Annotated in this window: 3 protein-coding genes; 1 reads left to right on the forward strand and 2 read right to left on the reverse strand. The window is 67.4% G+C overall.

All coding sequences use genetic code 11. The features are described 5' to 3' along the window. Positions 1 to 20,465, forward strand: a 20,465-nt coding sequence (locus VIQ49_RS16625) for a non-ribosomal peptide synthase/polyketide synthase (protein WP_414731651.1), incomplete at its 5' end; no start/stop codon positions are given. A 298-nt stretch (positions 20,466 to 20,763) separates the two neighbouring features. Here VIQ49_RS16625 and VIQ49_RS16630 read toward each other — a convergent pair. Both VIQ49_RS16630 and VIQ49_RS16635 read right to left on the reverse strand, forming a co-directional pair. Next, positions 20,764 to 21,744, reverse strand: coding sequence for an esterase/lipase family protein (locus VIQ49_RS16630; RefSeq protein WP_331886568.1), 981 nt, complete (start codon positions 21,742 to 21,744; stop codon positions 20,764 to 20,766). A 305-nt stretch (positions 21,745 to 22,049) separates the two neighbouring features. After that, a partial coding sequence (locus VIQ49_RS16635) for an aspartate/glutamate racemase family protein (protein WP_331886570.1) occupies positions 22,050 to 22,605 on the reverse strand: 556 nt, incomplete at its 5' end.

The raw sequence follows: 22,605 nt of genomic DNA on the forward strand, positions 1-22,605 counted from the left end.
CGTCGATCCTCGAATTACTGCTGGCCGTGGGGGCCGGCGCCACCATGGTCATCGTGCCGGCCGGGATATACGGCGGTGCCGAGCTCCACGCCCTGCTGACCGACCACCGGGTCACGCACGCGTTCATCACCCCCGCCGCCCTGGCATCGGTTGATCCGGAAGGCCTTCCGCACTTCTCCGACGTCGTGGCCGGAGGCGAGGCGGTGCCGTCGGATCTGGTGCAGCGCTGGGCACCCGGCCGCCGGCTGTACAACGGCTACGGGCCCACCGAGACAACGATCATGACCAACATCAGTGATCCGATGACGGTGGGCGACCCGATCACCATCGGCGGACCCATCGCCGGGGTGAGGGCGTTGGTGCTCGACAGCCGGCTCAATCCGGTGCCCGTCGGCGTGCCGGGTGAGCTGTACATCAGCGGACCCGGTGTCTCCCGTGCCTACCGCGCCCGCCCGGACCTGACATCGGTCCGTTTCGTCGCCAACCCCTATGACGCGCAGGGGGAGCGGATGTATCGCACCGGCGACGTCGTGCGCTGGGTCGCGGTGGCCGGGACCGACGGCCAGGTGTCCTACGAGATCAGCTACATGGGCCGATCCGATCAGCAGGTCAAGGTCCGCGGGTTCCGCATCGAACTCGGCGAGATCGACGCCGTGCTGGCCGGACACCCGGCGGTGGACTTCGCGGTGACGGTCGGTGTCGACGGACCCGCGGGCGAGACCGCGCTGGCCGCATATCTGAAACCGAAGCCGGGCGCCACGATCGACGCCCGCGACCTCGGTGAGTACGCCGCCGGGTTCCTGCCCAAGTTCATGGTGCCCGGTTCGATGGTGTTCCTCGATCACGTACCGCTGACCCCGATGGGCAAACTGGACAAGCGCGCACTGCCCGCGCCCGACTTCGCTGCCGGAGCCGCCCAGCACCGGGAACCGGCCACGCCGATGGAACATGCGATCGCCGCGGCCTACGCCGACGTCTTGGGGGTCGAGACGGTGGGCGCCGACGATTCGTTCTTCGATCTCGGCGGCAATTCCCTTGGCGCCACCCGTGCCATCGCGAGGATCAACGAGGTCCTCGGTGTGCGACTGGGGGTTCGGATCCTCTTCGAGGCGCCCGTCGTGGCCGACCTCGCCGAGGCGATCAGTGCGTCCCCGGATCTGGACGGCCTGCCCATCCGGCCGCTGACGCCACAGCCGCGACCCGACCGGATCCCGCTGTCGCTGGCGCAGCAGCGGATGTGGTTCGTGAACCGGCTCAATCCTGATGCCGCGGACTACAACATCCCGCTCGGATTGCGACTGCGGGGCCGGCTCGACGAGAGCGCTTTGACCGCCGCGCTGCTCGACGTCGTCGAGCGGCAGGAGATCCTGCGTACGGTCTATCCGGATTCGGTCCAGGGTCCGTACCAGAAGGTCCTGCCGGCCGATGAGGCCGCGCCGCAGCTGATCTCGCGGACCGTCGGGTCCGAGGACGAACTGCTTGCGCTCTGCCTCGAGACGGCGACCGAGGGATTCGACGTCACCGCGGCACCTCCGCTGCGCGCGTTGCTGATTGCCGTCGGACCGGACGACCATGTGGTGCTCCTGGTGATCCACCACATCGCCGCCGACGGGTCGTCGCTGGTGCCGTTGGCGACCGATCTGATGTCCGCCTACACGGCGCGGGCGGCGGGCAGCGCGCCGGCGCTGCGACCACTGGCCGTGCAGTACGCCGACTACGCGATCTGGCAGCGCACTGTGATGGGGTCGGAGTACGACCCGGATTCTGTTGCCGCACAGCAGATCGCCTTCTGGAAAGAGCATCTCGCGGGACTTCCCGAACTCCTGGACATCCCCACCGATCGACCACGCACCGACAAACGTTCGGTGGCGGGCGGTGAGGTCAGGTTCACGATCGGCGCCGAGCTGCAGGAGCAGCTGAACGCGGTGGCCAAGGACAACGACACCACCTTGTTCATGGTCATCCACGCGGCTTACGCGATTCTGCTGTCGAGGCTGAGCGGTTCGGGCGACGTCGCGGTCGGGACCCCGACCGCCGGACGCAACGCCTCGGCGATCGAGGGACTGGTCGGTATGTTCGTCAACACCCTCGTGATGCGTAGCCGGGTGGATTCCTCGGCATCGTTCACATCGATGCTCGCCAAGACGAAGACCGCTGACCTGTCGGCCTTCAGCAACGCAGATCTGCCCTTCGAGCAGGTTGTCGAAGCGCTTGCGCCGGTACGCTCGCGCAAGTACGCACCGCTGGTGCAGGCGATGCTCACGATGCAGAACATCGACATCCCCACCGTCACCCTGCCCGGGCTCGAGGTCAGCGCACTCGAGTCGCCGCTGCGGTACGTGAAATCCGATCTGGGGCTCAGTGTCTCGGAATCCTTCGGGACCGACGGCCGCGGACGTGGCATCGACGCCGTCCTCGACTACGCCGTGGACATCTTCGACGAGTCGACCGTCGAGACGATGGCGCAGCGCTTCACCTCGGTCCTGACCGCGATCGCGACCGACCCGGCCGTGGTCGTCGGAGACATCGACATCCTCACCGCCGACGAACGCCGATCACACGACCGGCCCCGGGGCGGTGCAGCGGCCGACGGATTCGGATCGGCGCTGGCCGAGCTGGAGGGCGAGTCGCTCTCGGACCTGCTGGAGACCGCGGCCCGGATCAACCCGGACGGAATCGCCCTCTCGCACAACGGTACCGATGTCACCTATGGCGTCCTACACGCCAAATCCGCCGAACTCGTGGTGACCTTGGCCGCCGTCGGTGTCAGTGCCGAGGCCGCGATCACGGTGGCACTGTCCACGCTGCTGCCCGGGCTGCTGGAGGGCGAGTCCGCCGCCGGCTTCGCCGAACAGTTCTCGGGAATGCTCACCTCGGTGATCATGGAATCGGGCGAGCGTTCGGCCCGCGACGCCACCCTGGTGCGTCTGTTCGACGAGCAGGTCGCTGCCACCCCCGACAATCGTGCGCTCATCGACGGGGACACGGTCATCACCTATGCCGAACTCGATCGTCGCGCCAACCGACTGGCCCGGTTGCTGATCGCCCGGGGCGTCGGTCCCGAGAAACTGGTCGCGATCGCACTCGACCGAACCGCCGAACTCGTTGTGGCACTTCTGGCCGTGGTGAAGGCGGGCGGCGGCTATCTGCCGATCGACGTCAGCCACCCGGCCGAGCGATTGCAGTTCATCTTCGACGACGCGTCGCCGGTCCTGGTGCTGATGACCGGCAACCACCGGGCGGCGCTGCCCGCGGACTTGCCGCAGACCATCGAGCTCGATGCGCCCTCGGTGGCCGATGAACTCGCCGACACGGACGGGTCCCCGGTGACCGCCGACGAGCTGTCCGAGCCGCTGACCGCTCGGAACACCGCGTACGTGATCTACACCTCCGGTTCGACCGGACGTCCCAAGGGTGTTGTCATCGCCCATGAGACGGTGGTCGCCCTGTTCCGGAACACCCAGCGCGACTTCGGGTTCGACGAGAACGATGTGTGGACGATGTTCCACTCGTACGCGTTCGACTTCTCGGTGTGGGAACTGTGGGGCCCGCTGCTCCACGGCGGCGCGCTTGTCATGGTGGATTTCACGACGTCGCGCTCCCCACATGAGTTCCGGGAACTGCTGGTGCGGCAGCGGGTCACGGTACTCAACCAGACGCCGTCGGCGTTCTATCAGTTCGCCGAGGCCGATCGCGTGGCCGAATCCGGTGACCTGGCCCTGCGGTACGTGATCTTCGGCGGCGAAGCACTCGATCTCGGACAGTTGGACCGGTGGTACTCCCGGCACGCCGACACCGCACCGGTGCTGGTGAACATGTACGGGATCACCGAAACGACCGTGCATGTCACGAAGATTCGCCTCGACCGGGACTTCGCAGCCCGGGCGACCGCATCGGTGGTCGGTGATGCGATCGCCGGTCTGCGGGTCCACGTTCTCGACAGCCGCCTGCACCCGGTGACAACGGGTGTGGCCGGTGATCTGTACGTCTCCGGCGCCCAGTTGGGCCGGGGCTATCTGGACCGGCAGGATCTGACCGCTCAACGTTTTGTGGCGGACCCGTTCGGGGCGCCCGGTGAACGGCTGTATCGGTCCGGCGACATCGCGCGCTGGAATACCCACGGGCAGCTGGAATACCTGGGGCGCAGCGATTCCCAGGTCCAGCTCCGCGGATTCCGGGTGGAGCTCGGCGAGGTGGAGGCGGCGCTGCTGCGGATCGCCGGCGTCGCTGCCGCGGTCGCACTCGTCGAGAGTGCCGATGGTCAGGGTCTGTCCACCGGTGAGCGACTGATCGCCTATGTGGTTCCGGAGCACGGAGCCGAGTTGGGCACCACCGAGGTTCGCGAAGCGGTGGCCGGTTTCCTGACGTCCTACATGGTCCCGGACGTGGTCATGCTCCTCGACGAGCTCCCGCTCACGGTGAACGGCAAGCTCGATCGCGCTGCGCTGCCCCGACCGGAATCATCCGGCGGCGACACCCGTCACATCGAGCCGCGGACCGAGAGCGAACGGGCGGTGGCCGCGGTGTTCGCCGACATCGCCAAAGCCGGCAACGTGGGCGCCACCGACTCGTTCTTCGACATCGGAGGCACCTCACTCGGTGCCACCAGGGTGGCCGCTCGGGTGGCCACGGCACTGGGCACCGAGATCAGTGTCCGCGACATCTTCGACCATCCGACCGTTGCCGAATTGGCGGAACTCGCCGCCTCGCGGTCGGGCTCGGTGTCCACGCGGCCTCCTCTTGTGGCGCGTGAGCGGCCGGACCGGATCCCGCTCTCGCCGGCCCAGTCCCGGATGTGGTTCATCAACCAATTCGACACCGGCTCACCGGCCTACAACCTGCCGCTCCCGCTGCGGTTGTCCGGTGAACTCGATGTCGACGCCCTGCGCGCGGCCATCGGGGACGTCGCCCGACGTCACGAGTCGCTGCGGACGACGTTCCCGGATTCACCGGACGGACCGCACCAGGTGATCCACCCGGCCGATGCCTCGATCGCCGACATCTATCGCGAGGTCGATGTACGCGCGAACACCGAGGCCATCGAGGCAGAGCTTCGACGGCACGCGGGCACCGGGTTCGATGTCACCGCCGAATTGCCGATCCGAATCGTGTTGATGCGGGTCGCCGAGACCGAGCATCTGCTGCTGATGGTCGTCCACCACATCGCCGCCGACGGGGCCTCGATGGCGCCGCTGTTCGCAGATCTGTTGCGTGCATACGAGGCTCGGCGGTCGGGCGCGGCCCCTGACTTCGAACCGCTGGCCGTGCACTACGCCGACTACTCACTGTGGCAGCGCGAGCTGCTCGGTGACGAGAACGATCCGGATTCCCTTGCCGCCCAGCAGATCGATTTCTGGCGGAAAGCACTTGCGGGACTGCCCGAATCGGTGGACCTGCCGACCGATCGGCAGCGCCCGGCGACGCAGTCGCTGCGCGGCGCCGGGCACCGGTTCGAGGTGCCGGCACCGGTCCGGGAAGCGCTCGCCGACATCGCCCGCACGCACGACGTCAGCATGTTCATGGTGATCCACGCCGCACTGGCCGTGTTCATGGAAAGACTGAGCGGCGTCACCGACATCGCGGTCGGAACCCCGATCGCCGGCCGCGGCGAGCAGGCCCTCGATCCGCTGGTCGGCATGTTCGTCAACACGGTTGTCCTGCGTACCGAGGTCGACACCAAACAGACCTTCGCCGACCTCCTCGCCGACGTCCGCGCGGCCGACATCAACGCGATGGCGCACGGAGACATACCTTTCGAGCGCCTGGTGGAGGTCCTCGATGTGCATCGTTCGACCGCGCACCACCCGATGTTCCAGGTGGCCCTGTCGTTCGACAACAACGAGTCGCCCGAGCTGACGCTCCCGGGACTGCGCGTGTCACCGGTCCAGGCCGAGTTCGACGTCGCCAAGTTCGATCTCCAGCTGTCGATCGGCGACAACGACGAACCGGGCGCACCGATGCGCGGCCTGTTCACCTACGCCACCGACCTGTTCGACGCGGCGTCGATCGATGCCTTCTCCGATCGTCTGGTGCGGATCCTGTCCGCGGTGGCCGCCGATCCGGCAATGGTGGTCAGCGACATCAACGTGCTCGGGGATACCGAATCCGCCGACCTGATGTCGATCCGCGGTCCGGCCGGCGTCGAGCCCGAGACACTGCCGGCGCTCCTGGAGCGGGGTGTGCGTCTCAACCCCTCCGGTGTCGCGGTGTCGTTCCGCGATCGGACGATGACCTATGCCCAGCTCGATCGACTCACGAACCGGGTCGCACGTCGCCTGATCTCCGCCGGTGCCGGCCCGGAAACCGTGGTGGCACTGGGGATCCGCAGATCCCTGGCCTCTGTGGTCGGGATCTGGTCGATAGCCAAGACCGGTGCGGCCTATCTGCCGATCAACGTCGACTATCCGCGGGAGCGGGTGGTCGAGATGGTCGAGGATTCGGGAGCCCTCTTCGGGCTGACCGTGGCCGAGGACGCCGCCGACCTGCCCGCGGTCCTCGGGTGGCACGACGTCGACGCGCTCGCTGCCGGAGACGGCTCCGACGCCGCGATCACCGACGCCGACCGGACCATCGCGCTGCGGATCGATCATCCCGCGTACCTGATCTACACGTCCGGATCGACCGGCAAGCCGAAGGCAGTGGTGGTCACCCACCGCGGTCTGGCCAACCTCTCCGCAGACGTCCGCGAGCACTACGACGTCGCCCCCGAGTCGCGGTTCCTCCATGTCGCCTCACCCAGTTTCGACACGTCCGTGGGCGAACTGCTGGCCGCGTTCACGGCCGGCGCCGCGGTGATCGTCGCCCCGCAGGACGTCTTCGGCGGCACCGCGTTGTCCGAACTCGTGGCGGCCCAGCAGGTCACCCATGTGGTGATGACGCCGACCGCCCTGATGACCGTCGATCCGGACGGGCTCGGTTCGGTGCGTTCGGTGGTGGTCGGCGGCGACATCTGTCCTCCCGAACTGGCCGAGCGGTGGTCGGGTGCACTCCGAAATGCATACGGCCCCACCGAGGCGACGGTCATCGTCACGATCACCGGGGCCCTGGCCGCCGGTGCCCGGGTGACGATCGGCGCACCGTTGCGCGATGTCACCACCCGCGTCCTCGACTCCCGCATGCGGATGGTGCCGCGCGGCGTCGTCGGTGAGCTCTACCTGTCGGGCCCGGGTGTGGCCCGCGGTTACCACGATCGCCCGCAGATCACGGCGCAGCGATTTGTGGCCGACCCCTATGGTGAGTCCGGGGCGAGGTTGTACCGCACCGGCGATCTCGTCCGGTACAGCACCGCCTCGGATGCGGCGCCCAACTCGCTGGAATACGTGGGCCGCAGCGACTTCCAGGTCAAGATCCGCGGCTTCCGGGTGGAACTCGGCGAGATCGACCGGGTACTCGACGCCCATCCCGACATCGATTTCGCGGTCACGATCGGCACGGTCGGACCCCAGGGCGACAACGTGCTGGTCTCCTACGTCCTGGCAAAGGCCAACCGGGATCTCGACGTCGAGGCACTCAAACGCGGTGTCGGAGAACAGCTGCCGCAGCACATGGTGCCGTCGGTCGTCATGGCGCTGGACTCGATCCCGCTCACCCCCATCGGGAAGCTCGATCGCCGGGCGCTGCCGGATCCCGTCTTCGCAGTGGGAGACCGGACGTACACCGCGCCGCGCAACCAGATCGAGGCCACACTGGCGGAGGTCTTCGCCGAGGTGCTCGGAGTCGACGAGGTGAGTATCGACGAGAGCTTCTTCGACCTCGGCGGCAACTCACTCAGTGCCACCAAGGTGGTCAGCCGGGCCGGCGCGGCCCTGGGCGGAAAGATCGGTGTCCGTGAGCTCTTCGCGGCACCCACCGTCGCCGAACTCGCGCAGCGATTGTCAGCCGAGGTCGGTGTCCGCGTACAGCGACCGCCGCTGGTGGCACGCCCGCGCCCGGTGCGGATCCCGTTGTCGCTGGCGCAGACCCGGATGTGGTTCCTCAACCGATTCGATCCGGATTCGGTCGCCTACAACATCCCGGCGGCAGTCTGGCTGATCGGCGACCTCGACCTGCCGGCGCTGCGGCTGGCCATCGCAGATGTCGCGATCCGGCACGAATCGCTGCGGACCGTCTATCCCGATTCCGCCTCCGGACCCCACCAGGTGATCCTCACACCGCAACAGGCGACGCCCGAGATCGAGTTCTTCGAAACCGACGAAGAGGCGGTGACCGAGACCATGCGTGAGTTCGTCACGCGCGGATTCGATGTGACCATCGCAGTGCCGGTGCGGATCGGACTGTTGCGCGTCGGACCCACGCGGCACGTGCTGGCAATGGTCATCCATCACGTGGCCGCAGACGGCCAGTCGGTGGCGCCCTTCGTCGGTGACCTCGCGATGGCGTATGCGGCGCGCTCACAGGGCGAGAGCCCGCGCTGGACGCCACTGGCGGTGCAATACGCGGACTACTCGATCTGGCAGCGTGAGCTACTCGGTGACGAGAAGGACCCGACCAGCCTGCTGTCGGTGCAGATCGAGTTCTGGAAGAAGAATCTCGCCGGGGCACCCGACCAGCTGGAACTGCCCGCCGACCGGCCACGGCCACCGGTGCAGTCCCTGCGCGGACGGCAGTACACGTTCAGCGTCTCGGCGGATCTGCACCGCGGTATGGCAGACCTGGCGCGCACCAGGGGCGCCAGTACCTTCATGGCATTCCACGGCGCATTCGCGCTGCTGCTGGCACGACTGAGCGGTCACACCGACATCACCGTCGGCACACCCATCGGCGGTCGTGGTGAGAGTGAGGTCGAAGGTGTCATCGGCATGTTCGTCAACACGCTGGCGCTGCGCACCGAGATCGACCTCGGGATCGGCTTCACCACACTTCTCGATGCCGTTCGCGGACGGGACGCAGAGGCGTTCTCCCACGCCGACGTACCTTTCGAACGCCTGGTGGAGGTCCTCAACCCGGTCCGTTCCACCGCCCATCACCCGATCTTCCAGGTGGGTCTGTCGTTCCAGAACATGGAACGGTCGAGTCTGGAACTGCCCGGACTGACCATCGAGCCGGTCGAATTGCCGGACGGTGTGGCTCAATTCGACCTGCAGTTGATCCTGTCCGACAACTATGACGGCGACGGCAGGCCTGCCGGCCTCGACGCGGTCTTCACCTACGCGGACGATCTGTTCGATGGCCAGACGGTCGCCGGCTTCGCGGACCGTTTCATCACGCTGGTCGGCGAGATCGTCGCCGAGCCGTTCACCGCCGTCGGCGATCTGCAGATGTTGACGGCGGCGCAACGTCGGGAGGTGCTGCGGGGACGCAACAACACCGCGGTGGTGCTGTCGCCCCGAACACTCGCCGGCGCGTTGCAGCAATCGTGGCGGGACAACTCCGATCTCGTCGCGATCGAGGGCGACAACGGTCTGGCGGTGACCTTCGCCGAACTCGAATCGCGGGTCAACACCCTCGCGCGGGTTCTGATCGCGCAGGGTGTCGGACCGGAAACCGTTGTGGGGCTGGCGATTCCTCGTTCTCTCGACCTGCTGGTCGGTATGTACGCGATTTCGGTGGCAGGCGGGGCGTACCTACCCATCGACCCCGATCACCCGGTGGACCGGATCTCCTTCATCGTCGACAGCGCGCAACCGGTGATGGTGCTGGTGGCGGGTGAACGGCCATCCGGCCTCCCCGATGCCGTGGAGGTGCTGGATCTGACCGCCCTCGACACCACGTCGGTGTCGGCGGAGCCGATCGACGACCGGGTGAGGCTGGCTCCGCTGCGCCCCGAGAACACCGCGTATGTCATCTACACATCGGGTTCCACCGGACGGCCCAAGGGCGTGGCCGTACCGCACTCGGCAGTTGTCAACCAGCTCAACTGGATCACCTCGCAGTTCCGGCTCGGCAACAACGACGCGGTGCTGCTGCGCACCCAGGCGACCTTCGACCTGTCGGTCTGGGAGTTCTGGTGGGCGGTGACCGCCGGCGCCCGTCTGGTGGTCGCCGACGCGCAGGGGCATCGGGACCCGGTTTATCTCGCCGGGCTCATCGAGCGTGCCGGCGTGACCGCGGTGACTTTTGTGCCCTCGCTGCTCGGTGCCTTCCTGTCGGACGCGCGGCCCGGGCAACTGGCGTCGCTGCGCCACGTCCTCTGCATCGGCGAGGCGCTGACCCCCGATGTGGTGCAACGGTTCCGGCAGTTGACGGCAGCGGCGGGTGCGACGCCTTCGATGCACAACCTGTACGGCCCGACCGAGGCCGCGGTCAGCGTCACGCACCAGCCGGTGCCCGCGACGCTCGGCTCCGCGGTTCCGATCGGCCGTCCCGAATGGAACACGCAGATCTACGTACTCGACACCCGGTTGCAGCCGGTGCCGGACGGGGTGACCGGTGAGCTCTACATCGCAGGCGCCCAACTCGCCCGCGGGTACCTCGGTCGCAGTGACCTGTCTTCCGAACGTTTTGTCGCAAACCCGTTCGGCGGCAACGGAGCCCGGATGTACCGCACCGGCGATCTGGGTCGCTGGGTTGCCGTCCCCGGTGAAACACCCACCCTCGAATACGCCGGGCGCAGCGACTTCCAGGTGAAGGTCCGCGGTTTCCGAATCGAACTCGGCGAGATCGAGCGGGTCCTGATGGAGTCGCCGCAGGTGCAGGCCGCGGTCGTGACAGTCCACAGCGACCCGCATGCGGGCGAGCAGTTGGTGGCCTACGTGGTGACCGAAGTAGCGGGGCACACCGACACCCGCGAGATCCTGGCGGCCGCAGCGGGCGAACTGCCCGCCTACATGGTGCCCGCGCTGGTGATGCGGCTCGACGAACTGCCGCTGAACATCAACGGCAAACTCGATCGAAAGGCATTGCCGACGCCGGTCTTCGCCGGAACAGAGGGATATCAGCCCCCACGCACACCGGTCGAGGAGATCGTGGCAACCGTCTTCGCCGATCTCGTCGGCGTCGATCTCGTCGGTGTGCACGACAGCTTCTTCACGCTCGGTGGCAACTCACTGACCGCGACGCGCGTGGTCGCGCAGGTCAACGCAGCGGTGGGATCGAATCTTGCCGTGCGCGACCTGTTCGTCGAACCGACCGTCGCAGGTCTGGCGCAACTGGCCGAGCGGGCCGACGGTGGCCGCGATCGTCCGCCGCTGGAAGCCGGGCCCCGACCGGACCGGATTCCGCTGTCGCCGGCGCAGAGCCGCATGTGGTTCATCAACCAATTCGACACGTCGTCAACGGCTTACAACATTCCGGCGGCGATCGCGATGTCGGGTGAACTCGATGTGCCCGCGCTTCGAGCCGCCGTGGCCGACGTGGTTCACCGCCATGAGATCCTGCGGACCCGGTATCCCGACGACGGCGACGGGCCGCGGCAACTGATCGTCGACGTCGACGATCTGGCCGAGTCGGATCTGGCCCTCGACATCCACGATGTGGCCGACGAGAGCGATCTACACACTCGGCTGCGCGCACTGATCGGTGTCGGATTCGATGTCGCCGAATCGATTCCGGTGCGGATCGCGCTCCTGCGACGGGACGAGACCGAACACGTCCTGGTGATGGTGGTCCACCACATCAGCGGCGACGGTTCGTCGGTCGCCCCACTGGCGCGCGACATCATGGTCGCCTACTCCGCCCGCACGGCGGGCAGTGAACCCGGCTGGTCGGAGTTGCCGGTGCAGTACGCGGACTACGCGTTGTGGCAGCGTGCCGTCCTGGGTGACGAAAGCGATCCCGAGTCCCTGGCCGCGCGTCAGATCGACTACTGGACGGGGCAACTCGACGGTGTCCCCGATGTCATCGACCTGCCCTTGGACCGACCTCGGCCGCCGGTGCAGTCGACTGCCGGAGCGTCATACGAGTTCGCGCTCGACCCGGACCTGCGCGACGGATTGCAGCGGGTGGCGGCGGATCACCGGGCGACCATGTTCATGGTCTGCCACGCTGCGCTGGCCGTTCTCCTGGCCCGCTCCGGCACCACCGACGATGTTGTTGTGGGCACCGCGATCGCCGGACGCGGTGAACCCGAACTCGACGATCTGGTGGGCATGTTCGTCAACACACTCGTGTTGCGCACGCCCGTCGACGCGGGGGAGCGGTTCAGCGACCTGTTGGCCCGGACCCGCAGCACCGACATCGCCGCGTTCACCCACACCGAGGTCCCGTTCGAGCGGTTGGTCGAGCACCTGGCACCGGAACGGGAGACGTCGTACGCACCGCTGTTCCAGGTGGCCCTGGCATTCCAGAACAACGAGCAGGCCGTCCTCGAACTGCCCGGGATGCGGGTCTCGGCACTGGAATCATCCACCCCGACAACCAAGTTCGATCTGCAACTGACGCTCGCCGACTTCGTCGACAACTCCGGGGACACCGGTTTGACCGCACAATTCACCTACGCCACCGCGCTGTTCGACCCCGACACGATCGCGGGGCTGTCGGCGCGTTTTCGTGCGATCGTGGCGGCAGTGGTCGCCGACCCGGACGCGCTGGTCGGAGACATCGACCTGCTCTCCGCAGACCAACGGGTCGCCCTCTCGCCGGTGGCCGGTGCGGCGGATGTGCTGCCGCGCACCATGATCGAGATCTTCGACGACGCGGTGGCCGCGAACGCGGACGGTGTAGCGCTCGTCAGCGGTGAGGAGTCATTGACCTACCGCCAACTGGACCGGCTCGCCCGTCGCCAGGCCCGGCAACTGCTCGAACACGGTGTGAAGCCGGGTACTCCGGTGGCACTCGCCATCGGCCGTTCCATCGAATCGATGATCGCCTTCTGGGCGATCGTGAAGTCCGGTGGCGCCGTACTGCCGATCGACCCGAACTACCCCGCCGAGCGCATCGAGAACATGGTTGCCGATGCCGAGGTGGCGATCGGACTGACCACCGACGAGATCGTCGACCGACTTCCGCAGGTCACGAAGTGGCTGCCAGTCACCACCGGATCAGTCCCAGAGCTCGCCGAGACCGGTGCCGATGTCGAGAACATGCCGGTCACGGCGCGGGTGTCGCTCGACGACCTGTCGTACGTGATCTTCACGTCGGGGTCGACCGGCCGGCCCAAGGGCGTGGGCACCACACATCGTGGACTGGCCAACCTGATCGCCGAGATGGCACCGAGATTCGCGCTCACGAGGTCCTCGCGGGTCCTGCATTTTGCATCGCCGAGCTTCGACGCGTCGATCTTCGAGATCATGATGGCCGTGGCCGCCGGATCGACCCAGGTGATCGCCCCGCCGACCATCTTCGGTGGAGCCGACCTGGCGGGTCTGCTCGCCGAGCAGGGCGTGACACATGCCTTTGTGACGCCGGCCGCGCTGGCCACGGTGCCGGTGGACGGACTCGATTCCGTCGAGATGATCGCAGTCGCCGGTGACGTGTGCCCGCCTGAGCTGGTTCGGCGCTGGGCGCCGGGACGCTCGATGTTCAACCTCTACGGACCTTCGGAGGCGACCATCTGGTCGACCTCGACCGAGGCGATGGATCCCGCGAAGCCGGTCACCATCGGCGGTCCGGTCACCGGTGTCCGTGCCCTGGTGGCGGATTCGCGGCTGCAGCCCGTTCCGCCGGGGGTGGCCGGCGAGCTGTACGTCGCCGGTGCGTCCGTGGGTCGTGGATATCTCGGCAGGCCGGATCTGACAGCCGGCCGGTTTGTCGCCGATCCGTTGGGGGCGCCCGGGTCCCGCATGTACCGCACCGGCGACGTCGTCCGGTGGAAGCAGGTGTCCCCGGACCGGCTGGAGCTGGAGTTCCTGGGGCGTAGCGACCACCAGGTGAAGGTTCGCGGTTTCCGGATCGAACTCGGTGAGATCGACGCTGCGCTGGGCGATCATCCCGATGTCGACTTCGCCGTGACCCTGGGCCACAACCATCCGCACACCGGCCAGACGGTCCTGGTGGCGTACGTGTACCCGCGCCCCGGCCGGCGTCTGGCGGCGGGTGATCTCGGTTCGGGACTGGCACAGCGCCTTCCCGGACACATGGTGCCCTCGTCGATCACCGTCCTGGACTCGGTTCCGTTGACGCCGGCGGGCAAGCTGGATCGCCGGGCACTGCCCGAACCGGTCTTCGGTGGCGGCACCGACGACTATCGGGCCCCGGGTACCGAGATGGAAGTCGCACTGGCAGAACTGTTCGCCGATGTCTTGGGCGTCGACCGCGTCGGCGTCGACGACTCGTTCTTCGCACTCGGTGGCGACAGCATCGTCTCGATCCAGCTGGTGTCGCGGGCCCGGTCCGCGGGCATCGTGTTCACCCCGCGCGATGTCTTCGACCGCCGGACCATTGCCGAACTCGCCCGTGTCGCCCAGGTCGCGGCCGACGCGGAGATCCGGACGCTCGCCGAGTTGGCCGGTGGCGGTGTGGGTTCGGTGCCGTTGACCCCGATCATGCGATGGCTGGTCGAGAGCCGGCGAGAGTATCGGGAGTTCTCACAGGCCGCGTTCCTCACCCTGCCCGAGGATCCCGGCGCCGACCGGTTGACCGCCGCGCTCGGCGCGGTGCTCGATCGGCACGATGCACTCCGGTCGCGCATGGTCACCGATGACGGCCCCACGCGTCTCGAGGTTGGCCCCGTCGGGTCGGTGGATCCGCGCTCGGTGCTCACCCGCATCGAGTTCTCCGGTACGCCAGGAAGTCCCGAGTTCATCCGGACCACCCAGACCGCGGCCGCGGACGCGATCGCACTCCTCGATCCGGCCACCGGCTCGATGGTCCGCGTGATCTGGTTCGACCCCGCGGAGGGCAGCCCGGCCGGCGTCACCGGCCGGCTCTACATACTGATCCATCACCTGGCAGTGGACGGGGTCTCGTGGCGGATCCTGTTGCCCGACTTCGCCATTGCCTGGGGACAGAGCGAAAACGGTGGGACGCCGCAGCTGGCCGAGGTGGGCACGTCACTGCGCGCCTGGGCGACCGCACTCACGGGTTCGGTCGAACAGCACGGCGACGAGATCGACTACTGGACACAGATCGTCGAAACGGAAGACCCGGTTCTGGGTGTCCGGCGGATCGATCCCGATCTGGACACCGCGAGCACCATCGAGCGTCACGACCTCGAGTTCAGCACCGAGGTGACGCGCTCGATGCTGACCGGTGTGAGTGCGGCCTACCGCGGTGGTGTGAACGATGTGCTGCTGACCGCGCTCGCGATGGCTGTGCGGGCGTGGCGATCTCGTCGTGGATCGGATACCGGCGCGGTCCTCATCGACCTCGAGGGTCACGGACGCGAGGAAGACGCGGTGGGCGGCGCCGATCTGTCCCGCACGGTCGGCTGGTTCACCTCCATGTATCCGCTTGCGCTGGACCTGACCGGGATCGACGTCGATGACGCGTTCGCCGGCGGCCCGGCCGCCGGAACCGCCGTCAAGGCGGTCAAGGAGCAGGTGCTCTCGGTTCCGCAGGCCGGGATCGGTTTCGGACTGCTCCAATACAGCGGCGACGAGCGGACCCGCCCGATCGCCGACTACAGCGGTGCGCAGATCGGCTTCAACTACCTCGGCCGGATTACCGCCGGGCAGGACAACAGTGCCGACGCGGCACACGATTTCGGCTGGCAGCGAGCACAGGACGGCGGACCGCTCGGCGGTGCACAGGACGCTGGGATGGTTGCGCCCGCGGTGCTCGGCATCAACGCCGTCACCACCGATCACCCGGACGGTCCCCGGTTGTCGGCCTCCCTGGCCTACGCAGGCGGAATCCTCGGGCGCGATGAGGTCCGCGAACTCGGTGACCTGTGGACCCGGGCGGCAGCCGCACTCGCAACACACGGAGAGTCGCCGGCGGTCGGTGGCCTGACACCATCGGACGTGCCGCTGGTCCGGATCGGGCAGGACGACATCGAGGCCATCGAGCGCGACTTCGCAGCCGTGGAAGACATCTGGTCGCTGTCGCCGCTGCAGATGGGCATGCTGTTCCACGCCGAGGTCGCCGGACAGCACGTCACCGACATCTACACAGCCCAGATCGTGTTCGAGTTGGCAGGTGCGGTGGACACCGAGCGGATGCGTTCCGCAGTCGGTGCACTCATCGACCGAAACCCCAACCTGCGCGCTGGTTTCCGGCACATCGAGGACGGTTCGCCGGTGCAGTTCGTCGCGGCCGGAGTCGACGTGCCCTGGCAATTCATCGATCTGAGCGCAGAGCATGACGATGATCCCGAGGCCGCCGAACGCGAGGCCGAGCGCCTCCTGACCGAGCATCGCAGTGCCCGATTCGACATGTCGGCGCCGCCGTTGGTGCGCGTGATGATGTTGCGGATGGGCTCCGACGACGTGGGCCGCGACCGGTACCGGATGTCGCTCACCAACCACCACATCCTGCTGGACGGCTGGTCCGCGCCGCTGTTGATGGAACAGCTCTTTGTCCTCTACGCGACCGGAGGAGACGACACCCATCTGCCGCGGAATCGTTCGTACCGCGACTTCTTGGTCTGGCTCGCCCAACGGGACCCGACCGCTGCGATCACCTCATGGCAACACGCACTCGACGGATTGGATTCGCCGACGCTGTTGGTCGCCGACACCACCCCGATCGCCGACGGCGACACCATGCCGACCGAGATGGCGCTCGACATCGGCGCTCGTACATCGAGTGGTCTGGCGGACCTCTCGCGTGAGCGCGGCATCACGATGAACACGGTGGTGCAGGCTGCCTGGGGCATCGTGCTCGCACGTACGTCCGGTAGCGACGACGTGGTCTTCGGTGCGACGGTCTCGGGCCGCCCGCCCGAGGTGAGCGGCGTCGAATCCATCCTGGGACTGTTCATCAACACCATTCCGGTGCGGATCAGGCTGGGTGGCGGGGAGACCATTCTCGGACTGCTCGAGCGGATCCAGTCGGAGCAGGCCGGCCTCCTCGAGGCACATCACGTCGGTCTGCCGACCATCTCCCGCTCGGTGGGACTGCCCACACTCTTCGACACGTTGACGGTCTTCGAGTCGTACCCGGTCGACCGGACACGGGAACAGACGGAATCCGGGATCGACGGGATGTTCATCGAGGGCGCGCAGATCAACGATGCCTCGCACTACCCGGTAACGGTTCTCGCGCAATCGGATCCACACCTTTCGCTCACACTCAAGTACGTGCCGGCACTGGTGCCCCGCGATCGCGCGGAGGAGCTCGCACGCCGGATCGTGCAGGTGCTCGACACCATTGCGCAGGCGAGCTGGACGCCGGTGCGGGAGCTGGACCTCCTCGACCCCGACGAGCGCCGCACCCGGTTGGAGACCTGGAGCGGTCCGGACCAGGAGATCCCGGATCGCACCGTGATGTCGCTGTTCGCCGATCAGGTTGCAGCCACCCCGCATGAGATCGCGTACCGGGACAACAAGACCGAGATGACGTTCGCGGAGTTCGACGCACTGACGAACCGGCGCGCCAGGGCACTGATCGCCCAGGGCGTCGGACCCGACCGCGTTGTCGGTGTCGCGATGTCGCGCGGCCTCGAACAGATCGCGACCATCTACGGGATCCTCAAGGCCGGCGGCGCATATCTGCCGCTGGACACCGAGAGCCCGGACGAGCGGCTGCGGGCCGTGGTGACCGATGCAGACGTGCGTTGTGTGGTCGCAGGCGGCGACCTGACCCGCCGCCTGCGGTCGGTGCTGCCCGACGTGACCTGCCTGGATCTGACCTCGCCCGATCTGCAACCGGCCGATTCGAGCGCGATCCGCGAGAGCGAGCGGCGTGGTCGTATCCACCCGGAATCGCTTGCCTACGTCCTGTTCACGTCGGGATCGACCGGGCGCCCGAAGGGCGTTCAGATCACCCAGCGGGCGCTGGTCAACCAGCTCCGCTGGATGGCCGCCGAACACGACTTCTCGGCAGACGACGTCGTGTTGCTCAAGACCCCGTTCACCTTCGATGCCTCGGTGTGGGAGATGTTCGCACCGGCGCTGGCCGGCGCCCGCACGATTGTGGCCCCGCCGCTGGCGCATCGGGATGTCGATGAACTGATTGCGCTCATCGACCGCCACCACGTCACGATCGTGCAGTTCGTGCCGTCGGTGCTCGGCATCTTTGCTCAGGCTGCGTTGCCGGAGAGTGTCTCGAGCCTGCGGCTGGTCTTCAGTGGCGGCGAGGCGCTGCCGGTGTCGCTGGCAGAACAGGTTGCCGCACTGGCCGATACGCGAGTGATCAATCTGTATGGGCCCACGGAGGTCACCGTCGACGCCACCTCGGCGGTTGCTGCCCCAGGGCCGGTTGTCCACGGCCACACACGCCGAGGCACCGATGTCGTGCCGATCGGGGCACCGGTGTGGAACACCCGCGGGCTGGTACTCGACCGCTGGTTGCGGCCCTGTGTGGCGGGAGCTGTCGGAGAGCTCTACCTGTCCGGCGAACAGGTTGCCCGCGGCTACCTCGGACGTCCGGCTCTGACCGCCGAGCGGTTTGTCCCCGCGGTCTACGGCCCGCCCGGTTCGGTGATGTACCGGACCGGTGACCGGGTCCGGAGTCTGGCCGATGGAACCCTCGAATACGTCGGGCGCGTTGATTTCCAGGTGAAGATTCGTGGCCTCCGGATCGAACTCGAGGAGATCGAGACCGCGCTCGGCCGCCACCACTCGGTGGATCAGGCCGCCGCGGTCATCCACACCGACGACGGACGTCAGCGGCTGGTGGGGTACGTCAGCCCGCGTCCCGGGATCGATGTCGATCCGGTCGAGGTCCGGGAGCAGGCGGCCCGGGTGCTGGCTCCGTACATGGTGCCCGAGACGATCGTGGTGCTCGACGAGTTCCCGCGTGGGCGCTCGGGCAAGATCGCCCGTCGCGAGCTGCCGTTGCCGGAGGCTGTAGCGGTCACCGGGCGGGCCCCGGACACCGAGAACGAGCGTTTGCTCTGCCAGATCGTCGCGGAGGTGGTCGGTGCGGACAGTGTCGGTGCCGACGACTCCTTCTTCGAGATCGGCGGCGACAGCATCATGGCGATGCAGCTCGTGAGCCGGGCCCGCAGTGCCGGACTGAGGTTCACCGCCGGCGACGTCCTGGAATTGCGGACCGTCGCCGCCCTCGCCGCTGCGGCGACACCGGCGGCAGATGCTCCGGCCCTTGCGTCGGAAGACGTTGTCGCGCAGCCGCGTATCGCACCGCTGAGCCCGGTGGCTGTGAAGATGCTCGAACGCGGTGGCGACCACCGCCGGTTTGTGATGCCGATGGTCGTGAACCTGCCGGTCGGCGTCACCGAGGACAACATCGTGGCGACGATGAGTGCGGTCACCGACCACCACGACGCGCTTCGTTCACGACTCGACACCGCCGCCCGCACCCTGGTGATCGCGCCGGCCGGGTCGGTGGACGTCAGGTCACTGGTGTCGCGGGTTGAACTGAGCGCCGGAGCGCGCCCCGGAGAACCGGGATATCTGGCCGCCCTGCGTGATTCGTTGTTCGAGGGCGTCGACCGTCTCGATCCCGAGGCGGGCATCATGCTGCAGTTCATCTGGATCGACGCGGGGACCGAAGCGCCCGGTCGATTGCTCATCGTGGCCCATCACCTGGTGGTCGACGCGGTCTCCTGGCGGATTCTGGTGGCCGACATCGCAACCGCGGGTTCGCAGGTGTCGGCAGGTGGCCCTGTGCACCTCCCGGACGCCGGCACCTCGTGGACGGACTGGGTGGTCGGCCAGCAGGCGCGCGCCGGTTCACGTCGCGACGAGCTCGACCACTGGATGACAGTGCTCGGCGCGGACGACCCGGCTCTGGGTGTCCGCCGTCTCGACGTCGACACCGATCGTGTGGACCTGCAGAGCCGCACGGAGATCGAGATCCCGGCCGACATCGTCGAGCCGCTGCTGGCGGCATCGGGCGGCGACGTCACGATGGCCGATCAACTGGTCGCCGGACTCGCGGCGGCAGTGGTGGGCTGGCGGCGCGACCGCGGCTACGAAATCGACCACGCCCTGTTCACGCTCGAGGGGCATGGTCGCCAGGAAGCGGTGGTGCCGGGCGCCGACCTGTCGCGGACCGTCGGCTGGTTCACCTCGATGTTCCCGACGCGGATCGATCTCGACGGCATCGGGATCGACGAGCTCTACACCCGGTCGGAGATCGCCGACGACGTGCTCGGCCGCACCAGGGCGGCGATGTCCGCGCATCCGGAGCGAGGCATCGGATACGGGATGTTGCGGTACCTCGATGACGAAGGCTCGAAGGTACTTTCGGCTCTGCCCGAGCCGCAGATCGTCTTCAACTACATCGGCTCCGTGCCTGGCAGCGATGTGCCCGCCGAAGTCGCGGGTGCACCTTGGTTCCCCGATGTGAACGGCCCGGACCTCGGCAGCACCGATGACACCGAGGTGATCGCGCGGGGCAACCGGATGCCGGCGCAGGCCGAGATCGACATCCAGTCGATGTCCACCTTCGGTCCGCAGGGAACGGTGGTCCGCGCGTACGTGACCTACCTACCGGACGTACTGGCCCGCGACGATCTCGACGAGCTGTTCGAGCACTGGATGCTGGCGCTGCGGGCCCTGGCCGAACGCGCCACCCCCTGAGATCCGACCGTCGAGCGGGCCCTTGTTTCCATCGAGCGGGCCTCAACAACCATCGAGTGGGCCTCAACAACCATCGAGCGGGCCTCAACAACCATCGAGTGGGCCTTGGTTTCCGCCGAGCGGGCCTCACTTCCCAGAGGTGTCTGACAGGTTGTGCGGCAACGGCCCAGCGGGCGGAAGCCAGGGCGCGGTGGGCGGAAACAGAGGCCCGGTCGACTGCGAAAAGAGCCCGGTGGACGGAAATAAGGACCCGCTCGGCGGAAACGACGGGCAGCGGGTGTGTGGTGAGGGCTGCCGGTCAGGGGCAGGGTGCGGGATGCGTCGCGCGGTACCCGGGATCGAGCGCGTCGAGAGTGAGCCACACGGCGCGGGGGCTGCTCGTCACCTGCATGTGGTCGACGTGGGCTGCGGCGCAACCGTCCTGGACCCAGACGTTTCGCACGGCGTCACCGGGAGAGGGGCTGAGGAATGCATTCTCCGCGGGCGTGACCATCATGTCGTCACGCGTCGCGATGGCGACATAGTTGACGCCGGGCTGCGTGTCGCCGCCCGCGTTGAGGTTGTTCAGGAACGGTGATCCGGCCATCTGTTCGACGTACGAGGGCCCCACTGCGATGTCGAAAAGTCTGATCACCGGGATCCCGAGCGCTTGCGCGATGGCGCCCAGGCCCTGGTTCAGGTGAAAGCTGGTGCCCTGATTGGTGCCGGCCAGACTGATCAGCGAATTCACAGCGTTGTGAGCCGGGTTGTCGAGGTCGGTGCCGCCGGCGTTCTTCAGGTACTCGCGCGCCACCAGGGCTCCCTGCGAGTGCCCGATCAGATCAACCTGTTCGGCGCCGGTGTGTTCGCGGACCCGGGTGACGAATCCGGCCAGCGTCTGCGCCGACCGGACCACGGAATCGCCGCCGACCAGATCGAGAAGGTTCTGGCCCGAGCCCGGCACACCGGTCCCGTAATTGAGCGCGTAGACGCAGTAACCGTCGTCTTCGAGTGCGGGAGCCAGGGTTTTCCAGGTGGTTCCCATGTCCGCCCACGTGCCGTGGACGAGGACCACCGGACGAGGGTGCTCAGGCGTCAGAACGCAGGACGGTTCGTTGGCGCCGGCCGGTGAGCCCGCCGGGGTGGCCTGCGCGGGCGACACCACACCGAGACACGTACCGACACTGAGCAGGACGGCAGCAACCACTGCGCCGATCGGGCGTCGCCGAGCGAACATGTTCTGTGCAACCTCCACCTGCGATATGTCATCGGCGCCTCGTTTGTCGCCGTCGATCATCATCGCACGCCCGGTATTCGTGGCCGCGGGCCGGTGAAACCGCCGCCGGGCTGAGCCACATTTTGTCTGGGAGGCTGCCGAGGTTTGATAGTGTGCGATTCCTCACGAACTGACAAACATCGATCAATTCGGTCCGTTGGATCAGATCACGTTGGGGGAGTATATATTTCCGTTGCCATCGGTCGGATCTGGGCGTCGACAAACAATTGTGCATACAGCGTCAGTTCGCGAGGAAGTGCATATTTGCCTTATATCGGTCATTGACCAATCCGCTCAGCGCTGATATTCGCTCAGGAAATGGTAGCCGATCAGGTCAAACCGAATCCGGTGAGCAATCCGGCATACGGTTTCGGCCGAGGAGGCGCGAACTCGCCGAGTCGGCTCGGCCGTGCCCCCATGGTCACCAGGGACTGCAGGAACAGGGTCCCGGCGGCGACACCGTCGATCACCGGAACGCCGATCTTCGCGCTGATCACACCCGCGAGGTCGGCCATCCCGGCGCAGCCGAGCACAACGACGTCGGAATGATCGGCCTCGACGGCTGCCCGGCACGCCTCGGTGAGGATCGTCGCGGTGTCGGGATTGGTCTCCAGTTCGAGGACCGGGACCTCGCACGCGTGGTATCCGCGGCAGTTCGCTGCCATCCCATAGCGTCCGGCGAGTTCCTCGGCCCGCCCGATCGTGCGGGACAGGGTGGTGACCACCGAGAAGCCCCGTCCGAGTAGCGATGCGGCGTGCATGGCGGCTTCGGCGATGCCGATCACCGGCCCCGAGGCGATTTCCCGGGCGGCATCCAGACCCGGGTCCCCGAAGCAGGCGAGAAGGTAGGCATCGGCGGGACTGTCGCTGTGTTCGGATGCCAGG

Origin of the sequence: Williamsia sp. (assembly GCF_036566845.1) — a bacterium.
Taxonomy (GTDB): domain Bacteria; phylum Actinomycetota; class Actinomycetes; order Mycobacteriales; family Mycobacteriaceae; genus Williamsia.